The sequence below is a fragment of the Flavobacterium sp. LM5 genome (genome assembly GCF_002017945.1).
GTDB classification, from domain to species: Bacteria; Bacteroidota; Bacteroidia; order Flavobacteriales; family Flavobacteriaceae; genus Flavobacterium; species Flavobacterium succinicans.
The window spans coordinates 242,735-264,543 of the sequence record NZ_MUFX01000005.1; the positions used below are offsets into that span (position 1 = coordinate 242,735).

Here is a 21,809-nt window from a genome sequence, read left to right on the forward strand (position 1 = left end):
ATTATTCATTATTAGACGCTTGGTCTTCGTTAAACTTTTTTACAATTTCTTTTAATTTCGCTTTGCGCTCCATAGCCGCTTTCTTGGCCTTATCTTGGGCTTTGTGCAACTTGTCGTTGTGTTTCTTTATGTTTCTTTCGTTGTTTCTTCCCATTGTATGCTACGTTTTATTTCTTCAAGAGAGCGCTCAGTATAGATAAGTTTCTCAATTATTTTTTTTCTTAATTCGTCTATATCTTCATAATCAAAATACTTTGCCCAGTTGGTCAATTCGAACAAATTCCGAATTTGCTTGATTCTTTTGGTAGTCTCAAAACTGGTTCGAAGCACCGCTTTTTTATCATAATTAGGATTTTGTTTGTGCTGATAATTTACGGTTCGCTTAGCGTAATCTGCTGCAATGTAATACAGCTTTTCTTCTGCGTTATCAGGATAAAAATCCTCCCAACGCGCAAATCCAACTTTAAATTTAGAGTTTGTGGCGGGTTCCAATGGTTCCAAACGCCATTTACTATTCGCAAATCGCCCCCAATGATTGGATAAACGAAACATTCCTTCAGGAGTGTAATAATATTTACTCCCCGAGGCACTATGATATTGCAAAACCAATCCCTCAATTTGCTCCAAAGCAACTTCATAAAAAACACAAAAAGTGTTTTTAAAAGATTGTGGTGCGGGTCGAAAAACATTTTTCATAGCCACAAAGGTAAGCAGAATAACCAAAACGAATATAATAGCCATAATTATTGTGTATCTTTGCCCTTTATAAATTTGAAGTTTCAGAATCATGGAAAAAGGAATACCAAGCAAAATGCTTAAAAAAGGAGTATATACAGGAATTATAGAACAAGACGAAGACAACAACTTTTTTTGTGGTACTTATTTACTTGATTATAAAATGGCTTTACAATTTAAATTAGGCGATGTCATTACGATCAAAACCATTATCGAGAATCCAAGCGATAAAAGTTATGATAAGTATCCCAAAAAATCAAAAAACTTTGACAAGGCCAATTTGAAACCTGAACAATAAACAGTCACATAACACACAATAAATCAAAAACTTAAGTTTGTTTTTGATTTTTTTTTGGTCCTAAACTAAAAAGATAAAAAAAAGTGTACCTTTGCAAAAAATTTGTCAAAATTGAATTCTAATTCATTCCTTTAATAGTAAAAGACAATAAGTTACCTTATTTATGAAAAAAATCGTTGAATACCGCAAGCTACTAAATGTAGACAAAACTGTAGACCTTAAAGAGTTAAAAACTATTTATCGCAATGCGATGAAAGATGCGCATCCTGATAAATTTCAAGGTGATGAAGAAGGATTAAAAGCTGCTGAAGAAAACAGTAAAAAAATCATTGAAGCTTACCACTTCTTAGTAAGCATCAATCCTGAGACCATTAAACAAAATTTACCTGAATATACTGAAACTATTGCTACATCAACCATTACTGACTACAAATTTGTAGAAGGTCGTTTGATTATCAATTTCTCTAACGGAAGTGTATATGAATACATCAGCGTACCAAAAGCAACTTACGTGAAAATGGTAAATGCAGATTCACCAGGACGATTTGCAAAAAGACACATTCTTAATGCATTTACTTGGAGAAAAACCATTAATCAAGACTAATCTTGCAAAAAAATAGTTTAGAAAAGCACTCATTTTGAGTGCTTTTTTATTTATATCATAAATCTTACTTAAAAAAAGAACGGAATAACAAAATTTTAGGTGGCAATAGTGTGCGTAATTTATAAATTTAAATACTTTTGCAATCAAATCTAATAACATAACTCAAAAATGAAAAAAGTCATTTTATTATTATCTGCTTCTGTTGTATTATTTTCATGCAACAAAGATTCTTACACTATTTCTGGTACTGCAAAAGGGATCGAAAATGGAAAAACTATTATTTTAGAAAGTCAAGATGACAAATTAGGCGTGATCGCTATTGACACAGTAAAAGTTGAAAACGGAAAATTTGAAATCGAAGGTAAAGCTACTGAGCCTTCTTTCCATTTAATTACTGTTGAAGGAATTCAAGGAAAATTGCCTTTCATTTTAGAGAATGGATCTATTGAAATCGTAATCAATAAAGATACACTTCAAAAATCTAAAATTTCTGGAACCTACAATAATGACGAGTTTACTTCATTTAACGAAGAAATCAACAAAGTTCAAAAGAAATTAATTGATTTTCAAACCGCTAACACTCAAAAAATGAACGACGCTCAAGCTAAGAAAGACACTGTGGTGATCAATAGTTTGATGAAAGAATTCATGGCTATCCAACAAGAAGTAAGTACAGCGTCTAAAAACAAATATGTTTCGTATGCAGAAACACATCCAAAATCTTTCATTAGTGCTTTAATCATTCAAGGAATGTTGAATGATCCATCAACCGATGTTAAAAAAGCGGAAAAACTATTCGAAAGTTTAGAAGATGATTTGAAAAACACAAAACCTGGTAAAGCGATCAAAAATCGTTTAACTGAAATGAAAGCACCTACTGTTGGAGCAACTCCAACAGCACCAGCTACAAAATGAAGATCAGATTTTGCTGCGCCTAATCCTGAAGGCAAAGTAATTAGCTTAAAACAAAGCTTAGGTAAAGTCACTATTGTAGATTTTTGGGCCTCTTGGTGTCCACCATGTCGCAAAGAAAATCCAAATATGGTAGCTTTATACAAAGAATTACACCCTAAAGGTTTAAATATTATTGGAGTCTCTTTAGACAAATCTGCCAAAGCGTGGAAAGAAGCTATTGCTAAAGACGGCTTAACTTGGACACAGGTCTCTAATCTTAAATTCTGGGATGAACCTATTGCCAAACAATACAATGTAGAGTCGATACCTGCAACGTTTGTTTTGGATGCTTCTGGAAAAGTAGTAGCTCAAGGTTTAAGTGGCGCCGAATTAAAAGCAAAAATAATGGAGCTTTTATCCAAATAATACAAGTACAATCGTATATATAAAAAATCTCCCTAGTGGAGATTTTTTTATTTCACTCACTCCCAATACATTAAAAAATTCCCTAAAAATTATTGCATTTTTTGTTTGGAAAGCTAAAAAGTGTTCTTATATTTGCACCCGGTTAGCGCAGCGAGCAAGACTTGCTGAGAAATTGGGGAGATACTCAAGCGGCCAACGAGGGCAGACTGTAAATCTGCTGTGAAAACTTCGCAGGTTCGAATCCTGCTCTCCCCACAAAAAAAGTCCCGATGCAAATCGGGACTTTTTATTTATACAAACTTCTCGTTTATTCTAAAATAAAACTCACACTCACATTTACTACAATCGCAATTTCTCCAATGGCTAATGTTTCTCTTGGAGTAGCTTCAGCAGCATCACTCATAGTAGCCTTCATTGCATACACAGGTGTAGGTGACGGATAGTAATTTGAAGAGTTATCCGATATCGTTAACGCCTTACCCACTTTTTGTCCCAATACAGACACAAAATCATCTGCTTTGGCTTTCGCATCCTTCATGGCTAATTTTCGAGCCTCAGCTTGATATTGTGCCAATTTTGAAGATTGAAACGTAACGCCATCAATTCGGTTAACTCCAGCATCTACCAATCCTTCCATTAAACTATCATACTTAGTCAAATCTTTCAACAAAATCTCGATCGTTTGACTTGCATTATAGAAACGCTTTTTAGATTCATATTCGTATTGTGGGTTTAGAGCAACACGACGAGTTTTATAATCTTCTGTTGGTAAATTTATTTTTTTTATAAACTTTAAAACAGCTTCAACTTTTAGGTCATTCTCTTTCTTAACATCTTTGGCGTTGGCTCCTTTGGTTTCAACAGTTATTACAATAGCTGCTTGGTCTGGAGTTACCTTTACTTTTCCTTCTCCGCTTACACTAATTTGTGGGACAGGTTTTGTTTCTTGAGCTTGAACAAATAATGTTGAAGTGATCAACAATAAGGCTAGTAGTTTTTTCATACAGTTTATTTTTAAATGATTTTATTACAAAACGAAAGCAAAAGTAATGCCATTATAATTTTCCTCTTTTTTCCAAAACAAATAAAAGCACAATAGGAATCGCTAAAAGCAAGACCATCAACGAATGTTCAACTAACAATTGTGGTTCTTTTACCAAAGTAATTACATAACCACCAACAGCCCCACCAAAATGTGCGGTGTGACCAATATTGTCGTTTTGCGCTTTCATACCATAAATAGAATACAAAAGATAAAGTATCCCAAATAAATAAGCTGGGATCGGGATTACGAAAAATAAACCCAACATCATATCGGGTTGCAATAAAATAGCGGAATACAAAACCCCTGTAACAGCCCCTGACGCTCCTACAGCCCTATAACTATAATCGTTTTTGTGAAAAGACATCGTGAGCAAACTTCCAAACACTAAACTCCCAAAATATACTAGGACAAACGAAAAATTCCCCATAAACCCAAGCACAACTGGCGCAAAAAAATACAGTGTCAACATATTAAAAAGCAAGTGAGACATATCCACATGCAAAAAACCTGAAGTCAGCATTCTTATTTGCTCACCAGCACGAATACTTCCTACGTGAAATTCATATTTTCTAAAGAAATAAGTATCGTTCCAACCTTTGTAACTTACTACAACATTGGCCAAAATTAGGCCCAATAAAATCATGTTCATAAAAAATGCATTTAGTTATTGGTAAAGATAGTAATCTTACATTTTTTAACCCTCGTTGGCTTAACTTATATTATTTCCTTTTTTGAGCTATATTTGCATAAAAAAAATACATGCAACTTCTTGTTTACATCCTAGTTTTCCCATTCCTATGGATGATTTCGATACTTCCTTTTCGCGTTTTCTATTGGTTCTCGGATCTTATTTATTTGATAGTGTATCGAGTAGTAGGTTACCGCAAACAAACGGTGCGTGACAATATTGCTTTGGCACTTCCACACTTGACCACAACCGAACGATTAGCTATTGAAAAGAAGTTTTTTAGACACATGTGCGATATGTTTTTAGAAATGATCAAAACTTTGAGCATTTCACATAAAGAAATGGACAAGCGTTTCAAAATCACCAATATTGAATTGGTAAAAGAATTTGAAAACAAAGGCAAAAGCACCATTTTAATGACCTCTCACTATGCCAGCTGGGAATGGCTCATGACACTGAACAACCAAACCAAATTTTACGGAGTTGGGGTGTATAAAAAAATCGCTAACAAATACTTTGATCAATTGGTGCGGGACATCCGTTCACGATTTAATGCAGAATTGGTGGAAACGACCAAAGCCATTCCGTTAATGCGAGACAATGAAAAAACTGGCAAACTATTCATGTATGGCTTAGTGAGTGATCAATCACCAAAACTTGATAGAGCCTTCCATTGGCATAAATTTATGGGAATTGAAGTACCTGTTCATACAGGTGCCGAAATGCTAGCAAAACGATATGATTTTAATGTTCTTTTTGTAGATGTAAAAAAAGTAAAAAGAGGGTATTACGAAGCTACTTTCGTAAATATTTCCGAAGATCCAACCAGCATTCCGAACTTTGAAATGACAGAGCGTTATTTAAAACTAGTCGAAAAACAAATCCTAGATGCACCTGAATATTATTTGTGGACACATAAAAGATGGAAACACAAACGTTAATCCATAAAAAAACTCATTACGAACTGTAATGAGTTTTTTTTTATGGAAATTTAATACCTACTTAGCAAACCATTGTTCAACTAATTTGTTTTCGAATGAAGTAGCCTTTTGATGCAAAAACTCATTGGTTTCGGCATTATATTGATATTCTTTGGCCCATTCTTTATGATTTTCAGCTAAAGATTGAATAGCATTACAAACGTATTCTATTTCAGCTGAAGTTGTAGTCGGATGAATAGACATTCTGATCCAACCTGGTTTACGGATTAAATCTCCTAAACTAATTTCATTAACCAACTTATGAGACGTTTCTTGATCTACGTGTAGCAAAAAGTGACCGTAAGTTCCTGCGCAACTACATCCTCCTCTTGTTTGGATTCCGAAACGATCGTTGAGTAGTTTCACTCCTAAATTAAAATGCAAATCGTCTATAAAAAACGAAATCACACCCAATCGCTCTTGATGTTGTCCAGCTAAAATTTTAATATTTGGAACATTTTGTAATGAATCAAAAACATAGTCCACAATTTCGTGTTCGCGTTTCAAAATATTGTCAATACCCATTTCGTCTTTCAACTGAATAGCCAAAGCTGTTTTTATCACTTGCAAGAAGCCTGGTGTTCCTCCATCTTCCCTGTCTTCAATATTGTCAATATATTTATGTTCACCCCAAGGATTTGTCCACGATACGGTTCCACCACCCGGACAATCCGGCACCATATTGTTGTACAATTTTTTATTAAAAACCAATACTCCTGAGGTACCTGGCCCACCTAAAAATTTGTGTGGAGAAAAGAAAATAGCGTCCAAATACGCCTCTTCATCTTCAGGATGCATATCGATGGAAACGTAGGGACCTGAGCAAGCAAAATCCACAAAACATACCCCATTATGCTGATGCATCATTTTGGCAGCCTCGTGATATGGTGTGCGAATACCTGTAACATTAGAACAAGAAGTGATGGAAGCAATTTTTAATGTTCGCTCTTTATATTTTTCAAGTAATACTTTTAGATTTTCTAATGAAAAAAGTCCGTCTTCTGTAGAAGGAATCACTTCAACATCGGCAATGGTTTCTAACCAAGACGTTTGATTGGAATGGTGCTCCATATGAGAAATAAAAACTACTGGTTTTTTCTCGGCTGGAATAGCTACAAAATCTTTTAAATTTTCAGGAACTTTGATCCCTAAGATACGTTGAAATTTATTCACAACACCTGTCATTCCTGTTCCATCTGTGATTAAAACATCATTTTGATTGGCATTAACGTGTTGCTTTATGATATTTCTAGCGTGATGATACGCCTTGGTCATAGCTGTTCCAGAAACGGTAGTTTCCGTATGTGTATTAGCGACAAAAGGTCCGAAGGCATTCATCAATTTTTCTTCGATGGGGCGATATAATCTGCCGCTTGCTGTCCAATCGGTGTAGATTATTTTTTTTCGTCCAAAAGGTGATTCAAATTCTTGCTCAATTCCGATGATGTTTTTGCGAAATTGCTGAAAATATTGTTCTAATTGGGTCTCTTTTAAACTAGTTGTCATTATTTGTGTCATTTGCCTACAAATATATTGTATTTGATTGAAAACGTAGGATTGATTTTGGTTTTAACATTAATAAAAAACCTTTTCAATACTGCTACTGAAAAGGTTTTTCTTGATTTATAATGCTAAAAAATGAAACCAAAAAAGCCAATTGTGACTCTTTTACCCCCGATAGGAGCGGCATCCTTTGTTTTTTTCTTTAAAAAAACAAAGATATAGCGGATAGCGGGAATCCTGTTTCCTGATTAGCCTTTGTTTCGGTCCTAAAAACTAAACTTGTGTTTTAGATTCCAGCGACTGCTTTGATTTCGTCAATGATTCGCAACGCTAAATCGTCGGCCAATTGTTGTGTAGCAGCTTCGGTATAAATACGGATAATCGGTTCTGTATTTGATTTTCTTAGGTGCACCCAATTTTCGGCAAAATCTATTTTCACTCCATCAATGGTCGTGATGTTTTCTGATTTATACTTATCGGTCATCGCTACCAAAATCGCATCCACATCAATTTGAGGCGTTAATTCGATTTTGTTTTTACTCATATAATATTCTGGATACGAAGCACGCAACTCAGATACTTTCATTTTTTTATTGGCCAAATGCGTCAAAAATAAAGCCACACCCACCAAGCTATCGCGTCCGTAATGCAATTCAGGATAGATGATTCCACCATTGCCCTCTCCTCCGATGATAGCGTTATTTTTTTTCATTAATTCCACTACATTTACCTCGCCTACTGCACTCGCTTCGTAGCTGCCGCCGTGAGCAACAGTTACGTCTCGCAACGCTCTTGAAGAAGACATATTCGAAACCGTGTTACCCGGAGTTTTGCTCAACACATAATCCGCACAAGCAACTAAAGTATACTCTTCGCCAAACATTTCGCCATCCTCAGAAATGAAAGCCAAACGATCAACATCTGGGTCTACGACGATTCCTAAATGCGCTTTCTCTTCGACTACTAAAGCTGAAATATCCGTTAAATGCTCTTTTAAAGGTTCTGGATTGTGTGGGAAATGACCATTCGGTTCGCAGTACAATTTTACGACTTCAACCCCCATTTGCTCTAATAATTTTGGAATGATGATTCCGCCAGATGAATTTACTCCATCGACTACCACTTTGAAGTTGGCAGCTTTTACTGCTTCAATATCGACTAATGGCAAATTCAATACTTCATCGATATGAATATCCATATAAGCGTCATTGATGGTGATTTCGCCCAAATTATCCACGTCAGAAAAATCGAAAGCTTCCGCTTCGGCAATGGCTAATATTTTTTCACCATCGGCACCACTTAAGAATTCTCCTTTTTCGTTAAGAAGCTTCAAAGCATTCCATTGTTTTGGATTATGAGAAGCAGTCAAAATAATTCCACCATCGGCTTTTTCCATAGGAACTGCTACTTCAACGGTTGGTGTCGTGGACAATCCTAAGTCGATTACATCAATGCCTAAACCTAATAAAGTATTCACCACTAAATTGTGAATCATAGGTCCAGAAATACGAGCATCTCTACCAATTACAACGGTATTTTTTTCTTTATTGCTATGTTTTTTTAACCAAGTTCCGTAGGCCGAAGCAAATTTTACTGCATCTACAGGAGTTAAATTGTCACCCACTTTTCCTCCAATGGTTCCTCGGATACCTGATATTGATTTGATTAATGTCATTTTATTTCAATTTGGTTATAGCTACAAATATAAAAAAGTTGGATGGGCTAATAGTCTTTCCAACGAAAAGTTTTTAGTTAAGGAAAATGAGGCTTCTATTGTGAGGCTTTTTAAAGTTTGTATCTTTGAAAATAGTCAAAGCAAAACAATGAACTTTCTCGCGCACATTTTTCTTTCGGGTGATGATGAATTACTCAAAATAGGCAATTTTATGGCCGATGGCATTCGTGGAAAACAGTACGAGCACTTCCCTTTGTCCATACAAAAAGGCATTCGTTTGCATCGCTTTATTGATACTTACACGGATGCGCATCCCGTATTTAGACAAAGTACACAAAGACTGCACTCCAAATACCATCACTATGCTGGAGTGATTGTTGATTTATTTTACGACCATTTTTTAGCCAAAAATTGGAATACTTATTCTGATGAAAATCTAGAGGAGTATACCGAAACTTTTTATCAATCGTTAAGAGACAATTATGATGTGCTATCAGAAAGAACCAAAGGAATGATGCCTTACCTAATAGAGCACAATTGGTTATTGAGTTATCAAACAGTAGAAGGGATTGGTCGGATTTTGACACAAATGGATAATAGAACCAAAAACGCATCCAAAATGAGGTTTTCCTCGAATGAATTGGTTGAATTTTATTCCGAATTTGAAGAAGAGTTCACTATTTTTTTCAAAGATTTACAAGAACAAGTTACCCTAAAAATGCAACAACTATGAAATTGCCATTAACAACAGGTTTTTTGAAAACAAACACCGATAAATACAAGGCGATACCATATATGACAACTAATAAATAACTTTTATATATATGAAAATTTTTCAATTTCTTTTTCTTTCTATTCTCTGTAGTTTTTTGAGTGAAAATGTCGATGCGCAAACTGGATTAATCGCTGAAAAAGCTATGGTGGTGTCTGCACGAGAAGAAGCTTCTAAAATAGGGGTAGAAATTATGCAAAAAGGCGGCAATGCTTTTGATGCTATGGTGGCTACCGAATTGGCTTTGGCAGTTGCTTATCCGTATGCAGGCAATTTAGGCGGTGGAGGATTTATGGTGTATCGCAAAGCCAATGGCGAAATTGGTTCTTTAGATTACAGAGAAAAAGCACCTTTGGCAGCCCATAAAACGATGTTTTTGGATAAAGAAGGTAACGTCATCAAAGGAAAAAGTACCGAATCACCTTTGGCCATTGGTGTACCCGGAACCATCGCTGGTGTTTTTGCTGTTCATAAAAAACTGGGAAGTCTGCCTATGTCCGAAATACTAAAACCTGTAATTGCTTTGGCAGAAAAAGGGGTTGTAGTTACGCGCAAACAAGAGCGCCGATTAAATGATTATCGAGAAGAAATAATAAAAGTAAATGGGACAAACACCTTATTCGCACAACCTTTTAAAGAAAAAGATACCATAAGATATCCCGCTCTAGCCGCAACGCTAAAGCGAATCGCAAAAAATGGTCGCGATGAATTTTACAAAGGACAAACGGCTAAAACGTTAGTGCAGTACCTACAACAAAAAGGAGGCATCATCACAATGAAGGATTTAAAACAATACGAAGCCAAATGGCGCACTCCGTTGTCGTTTCAATACAAAGATTTAAAAATCATCTCTATGCCTCCACCAAGTAGCGGTGGTATTTGTTTGGCTGAAATTTTTAAAATGATTGCTCCCTTTGATTTATCTAAAATGAGACATAATTCAACAGAGTCCATACAAGTAATTGTAGAAGCGGAACGCAGGGCTTATGCCGATAGAAGTCACTATCTTGGCGACCCCGATTTTGTTAAAATCCCAATTAAAGCATTGCTAGCAGATGACTATTTACAGCAACGTATGAGTAGTTTTAGTTTCGAAAAAGCCACCTTGTCCTCAGAAATCAAAGAAGGAAAAGTGAACTATAACGAAAGTACAGAAACCACTCATTATTCAATAGTAGATGCCGCTGGAAATGCGGTGGCTGCTACCACAACCTTAAATGATGGCTATGGTTCCAAATACTATTGCGATGCTTTAGGTTTTTTCCTCAATAACGAAATGGATGATTTTAGTGCCAAACCAGGAACACCAAATATGTTTGGTTTAATTGGAAACGAAGCCAACAGTATTGCTCCAGGAAAACGAATGTTAAGTTCTATGACTCCAACTATCGTTGAAAAAAACGGGCAATTATTTATGGTAGTAGGTTCGCCGGGTGGTTCTACTATTATTACGTCAGTTTTACAAACGATTCTTAATGTTTACGAATACAAAATGAATATGCAACAAGCTGTAAATGCGCCTCGTTTTCATCATCAGTGGTTGCCTGATTTGATTACGTTTGAACCAAAAACATTCGACACAACTACTTTTGAAAAACTAAAAACAAAAGGCTATATCATCAACGAAAAAACGACTCCTGTCATTGGCAAAGTCGATGCTATTTTGGTTTTACCTAATAAAAAACTTGAAGGTGGAGCTGATTTTAGAGGTGACGATACAGCGGTTGGCTTTTAATTATGGATTTCATTACAGCCTTAGAAAAAGAATTTATAGCGCAGGCGAATACAGCACAAAGTAGTGCTATGGAAGCGTATATGAAAAATCATTTTCCGTTTTTTGGTATTCCAATGCCACAACGAAGAGCAATTTTAAAGTCAGTTAGTGCCAAATATTCAGATGATATAAAAGCAAATGCGCGAACGCTGGCGCTACAACTTTATGAAAGACCGCAAAGAGAATTTCATTATTGCGCAATTGAACTTTTAATTCAGAATTGTAGCAAAAAACAAGTTATAAATGACATTCAGTTGATAGAACAACTACTACTCACCTACTCTTGGTGGGATACTGTCGATACGATTAGTAAATATTTATTAGGACGCTATTTGGCTCAATTTCCTGAGCAAACAAATATGGTAATCGAAAAATTTTCTAATGCTTCAAATATCTGGTTGAACAGAAGTACACTTTTATTTCAATTAGACTATAAAAAGAATACCAATTTTACTATCTTAGAAGCTGTTTGTGAACACTTTAAAGTAAGTAATGAGTTTTTTATTCAAAAAGCAATAGGCTGGGCATTAAGAGAATACAGTAAAATCAATCCTATAGCTGTCCAGAACTATGTTACAAGTACCAATTTAAAACCATTAAGCAAAAAAGAAGCTTTGCGAATTATAGAAAAACAATAATTATGACTATTAAACTCTTTTTTTTTACTGTAGTTGATCGCCTTGAATCACTGATTGCTTGGAGTCAAAGTAAAATAACCAACAAGCAGTTTATTTTTTTATCTAGTGTTTTAGTGGGTATTTCGGCTGGAATAGCTGTTATTTTACTTAAATATTTTGCGCATTCTGTATTTACTTTTGCCAATTACATCAATGGTATTTTACAACTCAATTTTATCAATAGTATATTACCCATTATAGGAATTCTACTAACCGTTTTAGTGGTCGACAAACTATTGGGAGGCTCGATCGAAAAAGGAACTTCTCAAATATTATTTGCGGTAGCCAAAAAAGCCAGTATAATTCCCAAAAAACAAATGTATGCTCAAATAGCCACGAGTTCCTTAACTGTTGGTCTAGGAGGTTCGGCAGGGTTAGAAAGTCCAATTGTAATTACGGGAGCCGCTTTTGGCTCTAACTATGCTCAAAAATACAAATTGAGCTATAAAGATCGCACCTTACTTATTGGTTGTGGTGTAGCCGCCGGAATAGCTGCCGCCTTTAATGCTCCCATAGCAGGTGTATTGTTTGCTGTTGAAGTATTATTGGTTGACGCCAGTATTGCTGCCTTTACTCCCATCATGATAGCAGCAGCAACGGGGGCCATGGTATCAATGGTGGCACTTGACGAAAGTATTCTGTTGTCATTTAATAAACAAGAACATTTTACGCACATTAATATCTTTTATTATATTTTACTAGGGCTTTTTACAGGCTTAATTAGTGTCTATTATTCCCGAAATTTTCAGAAAATAGAACGTCTTTTTCATGTTTCAAAACTTTCCATTTATAAAAAAGCATTCATTGGTTCCAGTATTTTGGGTGGCTTGATTTTTATTTTCCCTACGCTTTTTGGTGAAGGTTATGAAAGTATTCGGGTGCTTTCTCAAAATGACCCAGGAAGAATTTTAGAACATACCTTATTTAAAGATTTTAGAAATAACAATTGGGTTTTATTATTATTTATTGGCGCTAGTATGATGCTCAAAGTCTTTGCCACTGGATTAACATTAGGCTCTGGAGGTAATGGAGGGAACTTTGCCCCTTCGCTTTTTCTAGGATCCTATATTGGTTTTTTCTTTTCGACCCTTTTAAATCAAATTGGATTGACTAAACTGCCGGTGAGTAATTTTACAATTGTTGGAATGGCAGGCATACTAAGCGGTTTGTTTCATGCCCCGCTAACTGCTATATTTTTGATTGCCGAGATTACTGGCGGCTATGGATTAATGATTCCGTTAATGATCGTGGCTTCTACCAGCTATGCGGTTTCAAAACGTTTTGAAAAACACTCCATGGATGTAAAAAGCTTAGTTAAAAAAGGAAATGCCTTTACTAGTAACAAAGACACCAATGTCCTGTCCATACTTGAAACCAAAAGCATCATTTCAACCGACTATTTAACCCTATTCCCAGAGGATAAATTAGATCGCTTGGTAGATTTGATTTCTAATTCAGATCAGGTGATTTTTCCAGTAGTCAATACTAAAAATGAGTTGGTTGGTATTGTTCAATTTCATGATGTCCGAGAAATTATTTTCAATCCGTACAGAGTAAAATATACCACGATAAAAGAAATCATGACGCAACCTCTTGCTACAATTTCACCCACAGACCAAATGGAAAGCGTTATGAATAAATTTGATCAAACCAAAAAAGCTTTTCTTCCTGTAGTACAATTTGGACAATATTATGGCTTTATCTCAAAATCCATTGCATTAGAAGCCTACAGAAGTAAATTAAAAGCCATGACCATAGATTAATTTTTTTTTTTTGTAACAAAATCAAAATCAAGCCTACTAACAACTAAAATTCAAACCATTAAAACTATACACTTATGAAAACCTTAAAATTAACTGCATTAGCATTGTTCCTTTTAACAAGTGGCACTTCACTAATCGCTCAAACTGCAGATGAAATTGTTTCTAAATACATTACTACTATCGGTGGTGCCGAAAAGCTAAAAGCACTAAAAGGTGTCAAAATGGAAATAGCTGCTAACGCACAAGGAATGGAAATTCCGGTAGAACTTGTTCAAGAAGCTGGAGGAAAAATGTATTTAAAATTCAATCTTCAAGGGAAAGAAATTACTCAAATTGCTTCGGATGGAGAAAATGTTTGGAGTACCAATTTTATGACCATGAAAGCTGAAAAAGCAGATGCAGAAACCACCGCTAATACAAAATTAAGCAATGGCGATTTTCCGGATCCTTTTTTGGATTACAAATCTAAAGGATATACTGTAGAATTAATGGGTAAAGAGACCAAAGAAGGAACAGAATGCTTCAAAATCAAATTTACCAAAAAACCAATTATGGTAGATGGCGTTAAAACAGACGATGTAACTTACTACTATTTTGATACCGATAATAATTTACCTATCGCTACCGAAACTGAAATTAAACAAGGTCCTGCAAAAGGTCAAAAATCAATTTCGACCATGAGCGACTATCAAGAAGTGGATGGCATTTACTTTCCTTTTGCAATGAACCAAGGTGGCCAAACTATGACCGTTAAAAAAGTGATTTTAAACCCTTCAGTTGATGCAAAAGCATATGCTTTCCCAGCGCAATAAACTAAAAAATACTAACCCAGAGTCCTTATTGTTTGATAAGGACTTTTTTTAACTTTTAACTTTATGAAAAAAACCACCCTTTGGCTTGCTTGCATAGGAATACTATCAGCGAGCAGTGTACTAGCACAAGATAAAATAGTACTTAAAGGTAAAGAATTGTTTGGCGACATGCAGGCCAGACACCTTGGACCTGCTTTAATGAGCGGAAGAATTACAGATATAGAAATGCATCCAACAAACAATAAAATTGTTTTTGCAGGAACAGCCGGTGGTGGTGTTTGGAAAAGTAACGATGGGGGTGCTTCGTTTAATTCGGTATTCGATGATCACATTCAATCCATAGGATGTGTGGCTATTGATCCTTCAAAACCTGACCAAAACATTTGGGTCGGAACTGGAGAAACGTGGACTAGAAATAGTGTTTCTATGGGAGATGGGATATACAAATCTACCGATGGCGGACAAAACTGGAAAAATATGGGCTTGCCAAAATCAGACCGTATTAGTTCCATCATTGTAGATCCAAAGAACAGCGATATTGTTTGGGCTGGTGTTCTTGGCGCATTATGGGGTGATAGTGATGAAAGAGGTATTTACAAAACAACTGATGGTGGAACTACTTGGAATAAAGTGTTTTTTGTAGACAACAAAACAGGCTGCTCCGACTTGATTATTGACCCTAAAAATAGCAATATTATGTATGCTTCTTTTTGGGAATTCCGAAGAACGGGTTGGTCATTCAGCTCAGGAGGCACTAAATCTGCTTTGTACAAAACAACCGATGGCGGTAAAACTTGGAACAAAATTCACAACGGATTCCCTACTGGACAATTAGGTCGAATAGCTATTGCTGTAGCTCCTTCAAATTCCAACATTTTATATTCCGTTTTAGAAACCGAAAAAGCGGAATTGAACGGATTGTATCGTTCTGATGACGCTGGAGCTAGCTGGAAACACTTGAATAGTGATTTTGGATTGGTTGTACGTCCTTTTTACTTTTCAAGAATTACCATTGATCCAAAAAACGCAGATATCGTAGTGAAAGGCGGATTAAATGGTTCTATTAGTAGAGATGGTGGAAAAACCTTTAAAAATCTTGGCTACATGCACTCTGATATTCACGATATTACTTTTGACAATAATGACAGTAACAGAATGTATTGTGCTACTGACGGTGGTGTATACAGAAGCTGGGATGGCGGAAACACTATGGAAATGGTCAGCAATTTACCTGTGTCACAGTTTTACCATGTTAGTATTGATGACAAAGAACCATTCAACGTTTATGGAGGTTTACAAGACAATGGTTCTTGGTATGGTCCGTCAAAAAGTCCCGGAGGAATAGAGTCTAGAGACTGGACAAGAATTGGTCAAGGTGATGGCTTTAGGGTGATCAAACATCCAACAAAGAACATTATTTACAGCGAAATGCAAGGAGCTGAAAATGTTTGGCGTTACAACACAGATACACAAGAATTAATTACAATTCAACCTTTGGCAGTAAAAGGCGATCCAAAATTGCGTTTCAATTGGAATGCACCAATGGAAATTAGTAAAAAACAACCCGATCGTTTTTATATGGGAAGTCAATACGTTCACAAATCAGAAGATATGGGGCTTACATGGACCAAAATCTCTCCGGATTTAACCACCAAAGATCCATTAAAAATGGACACTACAAAATCAGGTGGATTATCTGTTGACAATTCTGGTGCAGAACAACATTGTACCATTTTTACCATCGCAGAATCTCCTCTGAACGAAAAAGTAATTTGGGCAGGAACCGATGATGGTAATGTACAAGTAACAAAAGATGGTGGAAAAACATGGACCAATGTAGTGGCTAATATCACTGGACTTCCAAAAAACACTTGGTGCTACCACATTGAAGCTAGTACGTTTGGTGAAGGAAACGCTTATGCTGTTTTTGAAGGCCATGCCAAGAATGATTACACACCTTACGCCTACAAAACAACTGACTTTGGTAAAACTTGGAAATCCATCATTACGCCTGATATCGATGGTTTTGTGCGTAACATTCAAGAAGATTTTACCAATGAAAACTTATTGTTTTTAGGAACCGAAAAAGGATTGTATATCACAATTGATGGAGGAGCTAACTGGTCTCATTTTACTAACAAAATGCCATCAGTTGCAGTACATTATATGGAATTGAGTACCAAAACTAATTCGTTGGTTATGGCAACACATGGACGTGGTGTTATTGTATTAGATGATATTACGCCATTGCGCCAAATTACACAAGACATTCTGGCTAAAGACGTTCATTTCTTTACATTGAAACCTGCTGTTATCGAAGAACAATCAAGCTTTGGTTCTACGGCTACAGAATTGGAATTTGTGGGCAGTAATCCATACACAAGTGCACAGATTATCTACTACCTGAAAAAGAGACATACTTTAGGAAAAATGGACCTTGAAATTCAAGACGAACAAGGCAATAAAATTATTAGTTTGCCTGCTGGTAAACAAAAAGGGATTAATGTAGTAACTTGGGATTACAACATGAAAAACCCAAAAATTGCTGCTGCCAAAACCTTATCCTTTGCAGGATTTACTTCACCACGCGTTCAAGAAGGAAATTACAAGGTAGTATTAACAAAAGGAAAAGAAACCTTTACGCATGCTTTTAAGGTATTGAATGACCCAAAAAGTAGTATTTCATTATCCGATAGAGCCAAACAAAAAGAAACTACACGAGAGTTGTTCAACAAAAATGAAGAACTAGCTTACGCAGTGTATGAAATTGATGAAACCGTTAAATTACTAGATCAATTGATCGCTAAAAATAAAGGTTTTGCAAAAAGTGGTACAAAAATCAAAAACGATTTTGAGACTGTAAAAGCTAAAATGGTAGTTACTACTGGTGATGGCTACGTAGCTTCGGCAGAACCACAATTGAGAGAAAAATTAGGTGCGCTTTATGCTTCTATCGCTGGGAATTTCACGGCTCCTTCGCCCTCTCAATTAGAGAATAAAGAAGCTATCCTACAACGTTTTGATAATGAAATGAAAGAATTTAAAACTATCAAAACTAAAAACGAAGCCACTTATTTGAAACAAGCCAAAGAACAAAATATTCCATTTTCTCTAAAAACGTATGCAGAGTTTGTAGCAGAATAATTAAATTTTCAAAACCAAATCAGTAAAAACGCTAACTTCGGTTAGCGTTTTTTTTATTATCGGATATGTAAATATTTTTATTTATCCGATATTAGTTGTACTTTTGTGAGGTTATGTGGAAAATAGATTTAGGATATCGCGAAGAATTTCAATCAACTTTTGAAAGATTGTACCAAAAAAAGCAAGATTTGCAAAATAGCAGACCCTTGCCTACTATCGCTTTGAATAAAATCAAAGAAAGTTTATCTATAGAATGGACCTACAATTCCAATAGTATAGAAGGAAACACCTTAACACTTAGAGAAACACAAATGGTCTTGCAAGAAGGAATTACTATTAAAGGGATTTCCTTGAGAGAACATTTTGAAGCACACAACCACGATAAAGCCATTGATTACCTTTTTTCGATAATCAATGATAACTATGTATTACGAAGTATTGATATATTATCGTTACACGGTTTGGTATTACGCTCGATTGAAGATGATTTCGCAGGCAGATTACGTAATGGAGGTGTTCGTATCTCTGGGGCTAATTTTGTTCCTCCTAATGCAAACAAAGTTTCTGATTTACTAGATGAATTGATTGACTTCATTAACACCAACCCTTTAAATCTCAACGATATTGAGTTGGCAACTATCTTTCATCACAAATTAGTTTGGATTCATCCTTTTTTTGATGGCAATGGAAGAACCGTTCGTTTGAGTATGAATTTGCTATTGATGCGATGTGGTTTTCCACCAGCTATTATCCTCAAAAACGATAGAAAAAAATACTATGAAGCCCTCAATCAAGCCAACAATGGTAACTATCAAAAACTAATACTTTTGATGAGTCAAGCATTGGAACGAAGTTTGAATATTTACCTTAATGCTATGCCTGATAGCAACAACGACTTTCAGACAATAGCTACTATTATTAGTGAACCAAGCAGCCCTTACGGACAAGAATATGTTAGTTTATTAGCTCGAACGGGAAAAATAGACGCCTACAAAGAAGGACGAAATTGGTATACCACCAAAGAGGCCATTGAAGCCTATATCAGCTCCAGAAAAAGAAAGCGCTAACCCAAAAAGTTGGCGCTTTCTTAAGAAAAACTTTCTAAAATATTACTTAAAAAGTTATATTGCATAAAATTATTCTAATCATTATTCGTGTTATATGTTAATAAAAGCAATCATTATTGATGATGATTATAAATCCAGAGAGCTAATTCATAGTTTTTGCAAAATCTATAGCGATAATAAAATACAGATATTAGACTTATGCCATTCTGTTGACGCTGCAATTCTTTCTATCGAAAAACACCAACCTGATTTAGTTTTTTTAGATATTGATATGCCAGAAAAAAATGGCTTTGAATTATTGAATCATTTTACAATAGTACCTTTTGAAATTGTTTTTGTGACGGGTCACGACAATCAGTATACAAGAGCCATTGAAATCAGCGCACTAAATTATTTAATGAAACCTATTAATCCTCTAAATATTAAATCAATTGTAGAATACTTTGAAAAGAAAGTAGCCTTAGAAAATAGCATTAATCAATTAGCCATCTTAAAAAACAATTTGAAGGGTGAAAGAACAACATTAGTCATTCCTGACAAAGATGGTTTTAAAGTTTTGACTGTTACTGATATCATCAGTTGCGAAACTGGAAATGGCACAGGTAAATGCAAAATTGAAACAACCAAAGGAAATATTATTATTTCAAAGCCAATAAATAAAATGATTCAATTACTACCTGCATCCATTTTCTTGAGTGTAAGCAGTAGTGCCATAATCAATAAAAAAATGGTGGAATCCTTTAATGGTAAAGATTTTAATTTAAAAATGAATAATGGCCGTATCATTAAAGTTTCCGATAGAAAATTCAAAAAAAAAGAATTAATTGATGCACTTTCAAACTAAAATTTTATCTCTCTTTTTATTTTTTTTAATATTTCCTTTTTTTGCTCAATTCAAGCCTTCAAAAAACTACACCACAGCTGATGGTTTGCCCAACAATGCTGTTAGGTCTCTATATTTAGATAAAAACCAAGACTTATGGATTGGCACGGAGAACGGAATTTCAAAATTAGAAAATGGAGCATTTACTAATCTAGTACTTCCAAAAAACTACACAAACAATAGTTGTTGGGACATTACACAGGACAAAAGTGGAGCAATGTGGTTTGCTAGCTATGGTGGTGGAGTCTATAAATTTGACGGTAAAAATTTTAGGTTATTTAATAAAAAAAATGGATTGCCTGTGGATAGATGTCGCAAAATATTGGCATATAAAAACAATATTTTTGTAGGCACAGAATTGGGTGTGGTTATAATCGATATTCACACCAATAGACTTAGTGTTCCAAAAGGGATAAAACCCCATTTTGGTGTATTCTTGGTTTCCGATTTTTTTATTTATCACAATGAAGTTTATTTTTCAACGATAAACGAAGGCCTCTTTAAGATTGCTTACAAAAACAACATTCCCGTTATCGAACCTATTCATGAATTTCAATTTACCTATAGTTTAGGATTTTATGATAATACCCTATTTAGCGGAAATAAAGGATTTATCGACAGTTTTAATATTCAAGAATTAATTAAAGGAAAAGCTACTTCCAAAAAAATTGGAAAAACCATCGTTTGGGATTTTGCAAAAGACAAAAAAAATAACCTTTACATAGCTGCTTGGGGTGTTTTTGATTTGAGTGGCGGACTTTACTCGATTACCAATAATCAAATATCCAATATTTCAACACAATACGGAATTGAATCCAAAAACTTGTTGAATGTGGTTTATAGTTCCAAAAAAGACATTCTTTACGTTGGCTCAAAGGACCAAGGGATTTACGAAATTCAATTGGACAAAACCATTGATTATAATCCATTTAACAACAAAGCAATTGTAGATTTTGAAACTTTAGGCGCTAAAAAATTAGTACTTCATCAAGATGGAATTGCATTTTTGAATCCTGATAATTCTATTTCAAGAACAATTTCTTTAACTGATTTCAAAAAGTTTGAATTACAATTTATAAAAAAATCAAAACTAAAGCTCCCTAGACACGAAGATGGATTTTATGAACTAAATTATAAGATTCCAGCACCTGAAATCGAGTTTTATGAAATTCTAAAACATCAAAAGTCTTTCTGGATTAGTAGCAATATAGGTGTTTTCGAAATGAATTTTGAAGGTAAAATCGTTAATTACATTCCCATACACAGTTATAAAATCGGATTTACCACTGATGATAAATTCATAGAAACTATTCCTTATGCAGGTACTCGCGTTTATGAAGATGTGTATCGAATGAAAGCGAAACACTTTTCAGAATTTGATAAAAAAACTCCTGTAGACATTGTTGGAATTTTAAATACTAACAACAAAACCTATTTAATATCGGTATTTCAAGGATTATTTGTTCATCAAAAACAGAAATTCCAATCGTTACTACACGACAAGCTTTGGAAAGAAAATAAGCTTAAATTCATAACCAAAAACCAAAAAGGCAACCTTATCATTGCTTCAGAATTTGGAACTGTTACCATAATTGATGATTCCAATTCCTTTCGAATACTAAAAACCATTCCGAAAAACCAGATTATTGGCAATACCACCACCTTTCTTGAAAGTTACAAGGATTTCATTTTTATTGGTACCGAAAAAGGCATCAACATCTATCACGACGGAATCGTTCAATTATTTGATAAAGAGCAAGGATTAAAAGATTGTGTTATTACCAGTTCACACATTTGGCAGGACCAATTATTTCTTGGTACCAAAAAAGGTTTTTACACTTTGAACTTAGACAAACTTACAACGAAAAAAAACACCGTTTCTTCTATCGAAATCCGAGCCATTGCCATCAATTCGATTCCTATACATCAAACTAAATACAAATGGTTTTCCTATGATTCTGACCAATTAATTTGTGATTATTAACACAACACCTTCGCTTTAGATTTTATACCAAAAGGGCATCTGTTTCCCAACAAACTAAAATTCAGATACCGATTAAACAAAACAA

The 21,809-nt window shown here is 34.9% G+C and carries 19 protein-coding genes, 1 tRNA gene and 1 pseudogene; 15 read left to right on the forward strand and 6 right to left on the reverse strand.

Annotation, left to right across the window (positions count from 1 at the left end):
• Position 1: 1 nt before the first annotated feature.
• Both BXU11_RS17880 and BXU11_RS14935 read right to left on the reverse strand, forming a co-directional pair.
• Positions 2 to 154 (reverse strand): hypothetical protein, encoded by a 153-nt coding sequence (locus BXU11_RS17880; RefSeq protein WP_169733397.1) that lies wholly within the window; start codon positions 152 to 154, stop codon positions 2 to 4.
• Positions 127 to 696 (reverse strand): hypothetical protein, encoded by a 570-nt coding sequence (locus BXU11_RS14935; protein WP_078213166.1) that lies wholly within the window; start codon positions 694 to 696, stop codon positions 127 to 129. Before BXU11_RS14935 ends, BXU11_RS17880 begins: the two co-directional genes overlap by 28 nt.
• Positions 697 to 787: 91 nt before the next feature.
• On the opposite strand from BXU11_RS14935, the gene BXU11_RS14940 reads away from it, so the two are divergent.
• The 5 genes and pseudogenes from BXU11_RS14940 (at position 788) to BXU11_RS14960 (ending at position 3,212) form a co-directional block, all read left to right on the forward strand.
• On the forward strand, positions 788 to 1,033 hold the full coding sequence (locus tag BXU11_RS14940; protein ID WP_078213126.1) for a hypothetical protein: 246 nt from the start codon (positions 788 to 790) through the stop codon (positions 1,031 to 1,033).
• A 163-nt stretch (positions 1,034 to 1,196) separates the two neighbouring features.
• A complete protein-coding gene (locus BXU11_RS14945; RefSeq protein ID WP_024980886.1) occupies positions 1,197 to 1,637 on the forward strand; it encodes a KTSC domain-containing protein in 441 nt (146 codons plus the stop codon).
• 168 nt (positions 1,638 to 1,805) lie between these two features.
• Positions 1,806 to 2,552 carry a DUF4369 domain-containing protein gene (locus tag BXU11_RS14950; protein WP_078213127.1) on the forward strand — a complete coding sequence of 249 codons (747 nt, stop codon included), beginning with the start codon at positions 1,806 to 1,808 and terminating at the stop codon, positions 2,550 to 2,552.
• A gap of 18 nt (positions 2,553 to 2,570) precedes the next feature.
• Positions 2,571 to 2,957 (forward strand): annotated as a pseudogene (locus BXU11_RS14955) (peroxiredoxin family protein); the annotation flags it as partial.
• Between the two features lie 174 nt (positions 2,958 to 3,131).
• Positions 3,132 to 3,212 (forward strand) — tRNA-Tyr (locus BXU11_RS14960).
• A gap of 52 nt (positions 3,213 to 3,264) precedes the next feature.
• Here BXU11_RS14960 and BXU11_RS14965 read toward each other — a convergent pair.
• The gene (locus BXU11_RS14965; protein WP_078213129.1) at positions 3,265 to 3,960 is read right to left on the reverse strand and encodes an SIMPL domain-containing protein; all 696 of its coding nucleotides are present in this window, start codon (positions 3,958 to 3,960) and stop codon (positions 3,265 to 3,267) included.
• A 52-nt stretch (positions 3,961 to 4,012) separates the two neighbouring features.
• Positions 4,013 to 4,651: a rhomboid family intramembrane serine protease gene (locus BXU11_RS14970; protein ID WP_024980890.1), complete on the reverse strand. Its 639-nt coding sequence runs from the start codon at positions 4,649 to 4,651 to the stop codon at positions 4,013 to 4,015.
• Positions 4,652 to 4,761: 110 nt separating this feature from the next.
• Here BXU11_RS14970 and BXU11_RS14975 point away from each other — a divergent pair, with 110 nt between their 5' ends.
• Entirely contained in the window at positions 4,762 to 5,631 is an 870-nt protein-coding gene (locus BXU11_RS14975) for a lysophospholipid acyltransferase family protein (protein WP_078213130.1), read from the forward strand.
• A gap of 57 nt (positions 5,632 to 5,688) precedes the next feature.
• On the opposite strand, the gene BXU11_RS14980 is transcribed toward BXU11_RS14975, so the two are convergent.
• The gene (locus BXU11_RS14980; protein WP_078213131.1) at positions 5,689 to 7,176 is read right to left on the reverse strand and encodes an aminotransferase class V-fold PLP-dependent enzyme; all 1,488 of its coding nucleotides are present in this window, start codon (positions 7,174 to 7,176) and stop codon (positions 5,689 to 5,691) included.
• Positions 7,177 to 7,459: 283 nt separating this feature from the next.
• The gene (glmM, locus tag BXU11_RS14985; RefSeq protein ID WP_078213132.1) at positions 7,460 to 8,848 is read right to left on the reverse strand and encodes a phosphoglucosamine mutase; all 1,389 of its coding nucleotides are present in this window, start codon (positions 8,846 to 8,848) and stop codon (positions 7,460 to 7,462) included.
• A gap of 148 nt (positions 8,849 to 8,996) precedes the next feature.
• Here glmM and BXU11_RS14990 point away from each other — a divergent pair, with 148 nt between their 5' ends.
• The 9 genes from BXU11_RS14990 to BXU11_RS15030 all read left to right on the forward strand — a co-directional run bounded on the left by BXU11_RS14990 (position 8,997) and on the right by BXU11_RS15030 (position 21,724).
• Complete coding sequence (locus tag BXU11_RS14990; protein ID WP_078213167.1) at positions 8,997 to 9,581, forward strand: ACP phosphodiesterase; 585 nt, start codon at positions 8,997 to 8,999, stop codon at positions 9,579 to 9,581.
• Positions 9,582 to 9,672: 91 nt separating this feature from the next.
• Positions 9,673 to 11,355, forward strand: coding sequence for a gamma-glutamyltransferase (ggt, locus tag BXU11_RS14995; RefSeq protein ID WP_078213133.1), 1,683 nt, complete (start codon positions 9,673 to 9,675; stop codon positions 11,353 to 11,355).
• Between the two features lie 2 nt (positions 11,356 to 11,357).
• Positions 11,358 to 12,032, forward strand: coding sequence for a DNA alkylation repair protein (locus BXU11_RS15000; protein WP_078213134.1), 675 nt, complete (start codon positions 11,358 to 11,360; stop codon positions 12,030 to 12,032).
• A 2-nt stretch (positions 12,033 to 12,034) separates the two neighbouring features.
• Entirely contained in the window at positions 12,035 to 13,834 is a 1,800-nt protein-coding gene (locus tag BXU11_RS15005; protein ID WP_078213135.1) for a chloride channel protein, read from the forward strand.
• Positions 13,835 to 13,908: 74 nt separating this feature from the next.
• On the forward strand, positions 13,909 to 14,646 hold the full coding sequence (locus tag BXU11_RS15010; RefSeq protein ID WP_024980898.1) for a hypothetical protein: 738 nt from the start codon (positions 13,909 to 13,911) through the stop codon (positions 14,644 to 14,646).
• A gap of 63 nt (positions 14,647 to 14,709) precedes the next feature.
• Positions 14,710 to 17,790, forward strand: a complete 3,081-nt coding sequence (locus BXU11_RS15015) for a hypothetical protein (protein WP_078213136.1) — start codon at positions 14,710 to 14,712, stop codon at positions 17,788 to 17,790.
• 113 nt (positions 17,791 to 17,903) lie between these two features.
• Positions 17,904 to 18,857, forward strand: a complete 954-nt coding sequence (locus BXU11_RS15020; RefSeq protein WP_078213137.1) for a Fic family protein — start codon at positions 17,904 to 17,906, stop codon at positions 18,855 to 18,857.
• A 94-nt stretch (positions 18,858 to 18,951) separates the two neighbouring features.
• A complete protein-coding gene (locus BXU11_RS15025) occupies positions 18,952 to 19,701 on the forward strand; it encodes a LytTR family DNA-binding domain-containing protein (RefSeq protein WP_078213138.1) in 750 nt (249 codons plus the stop codon).
• Positions 19,685 to 21,724, forward strand: coding sequence for a two-component regulator propeller domain-containing protein (locus tag BXU11_RS15030; protein ID WP_223253747.1), 2,040 nt, complete (start codon positions 19,685 to 19,687; stop codon positions 21,722 to 21,724). The genes BXU11_RS15025 and BXU11_RS15030 overlap by 17 nt, the downstream gene beginning before the upstream one ends.
• The last annotated feature ends 85 nt before the right edge of the window (positions 21,725 to 21,809 follow it).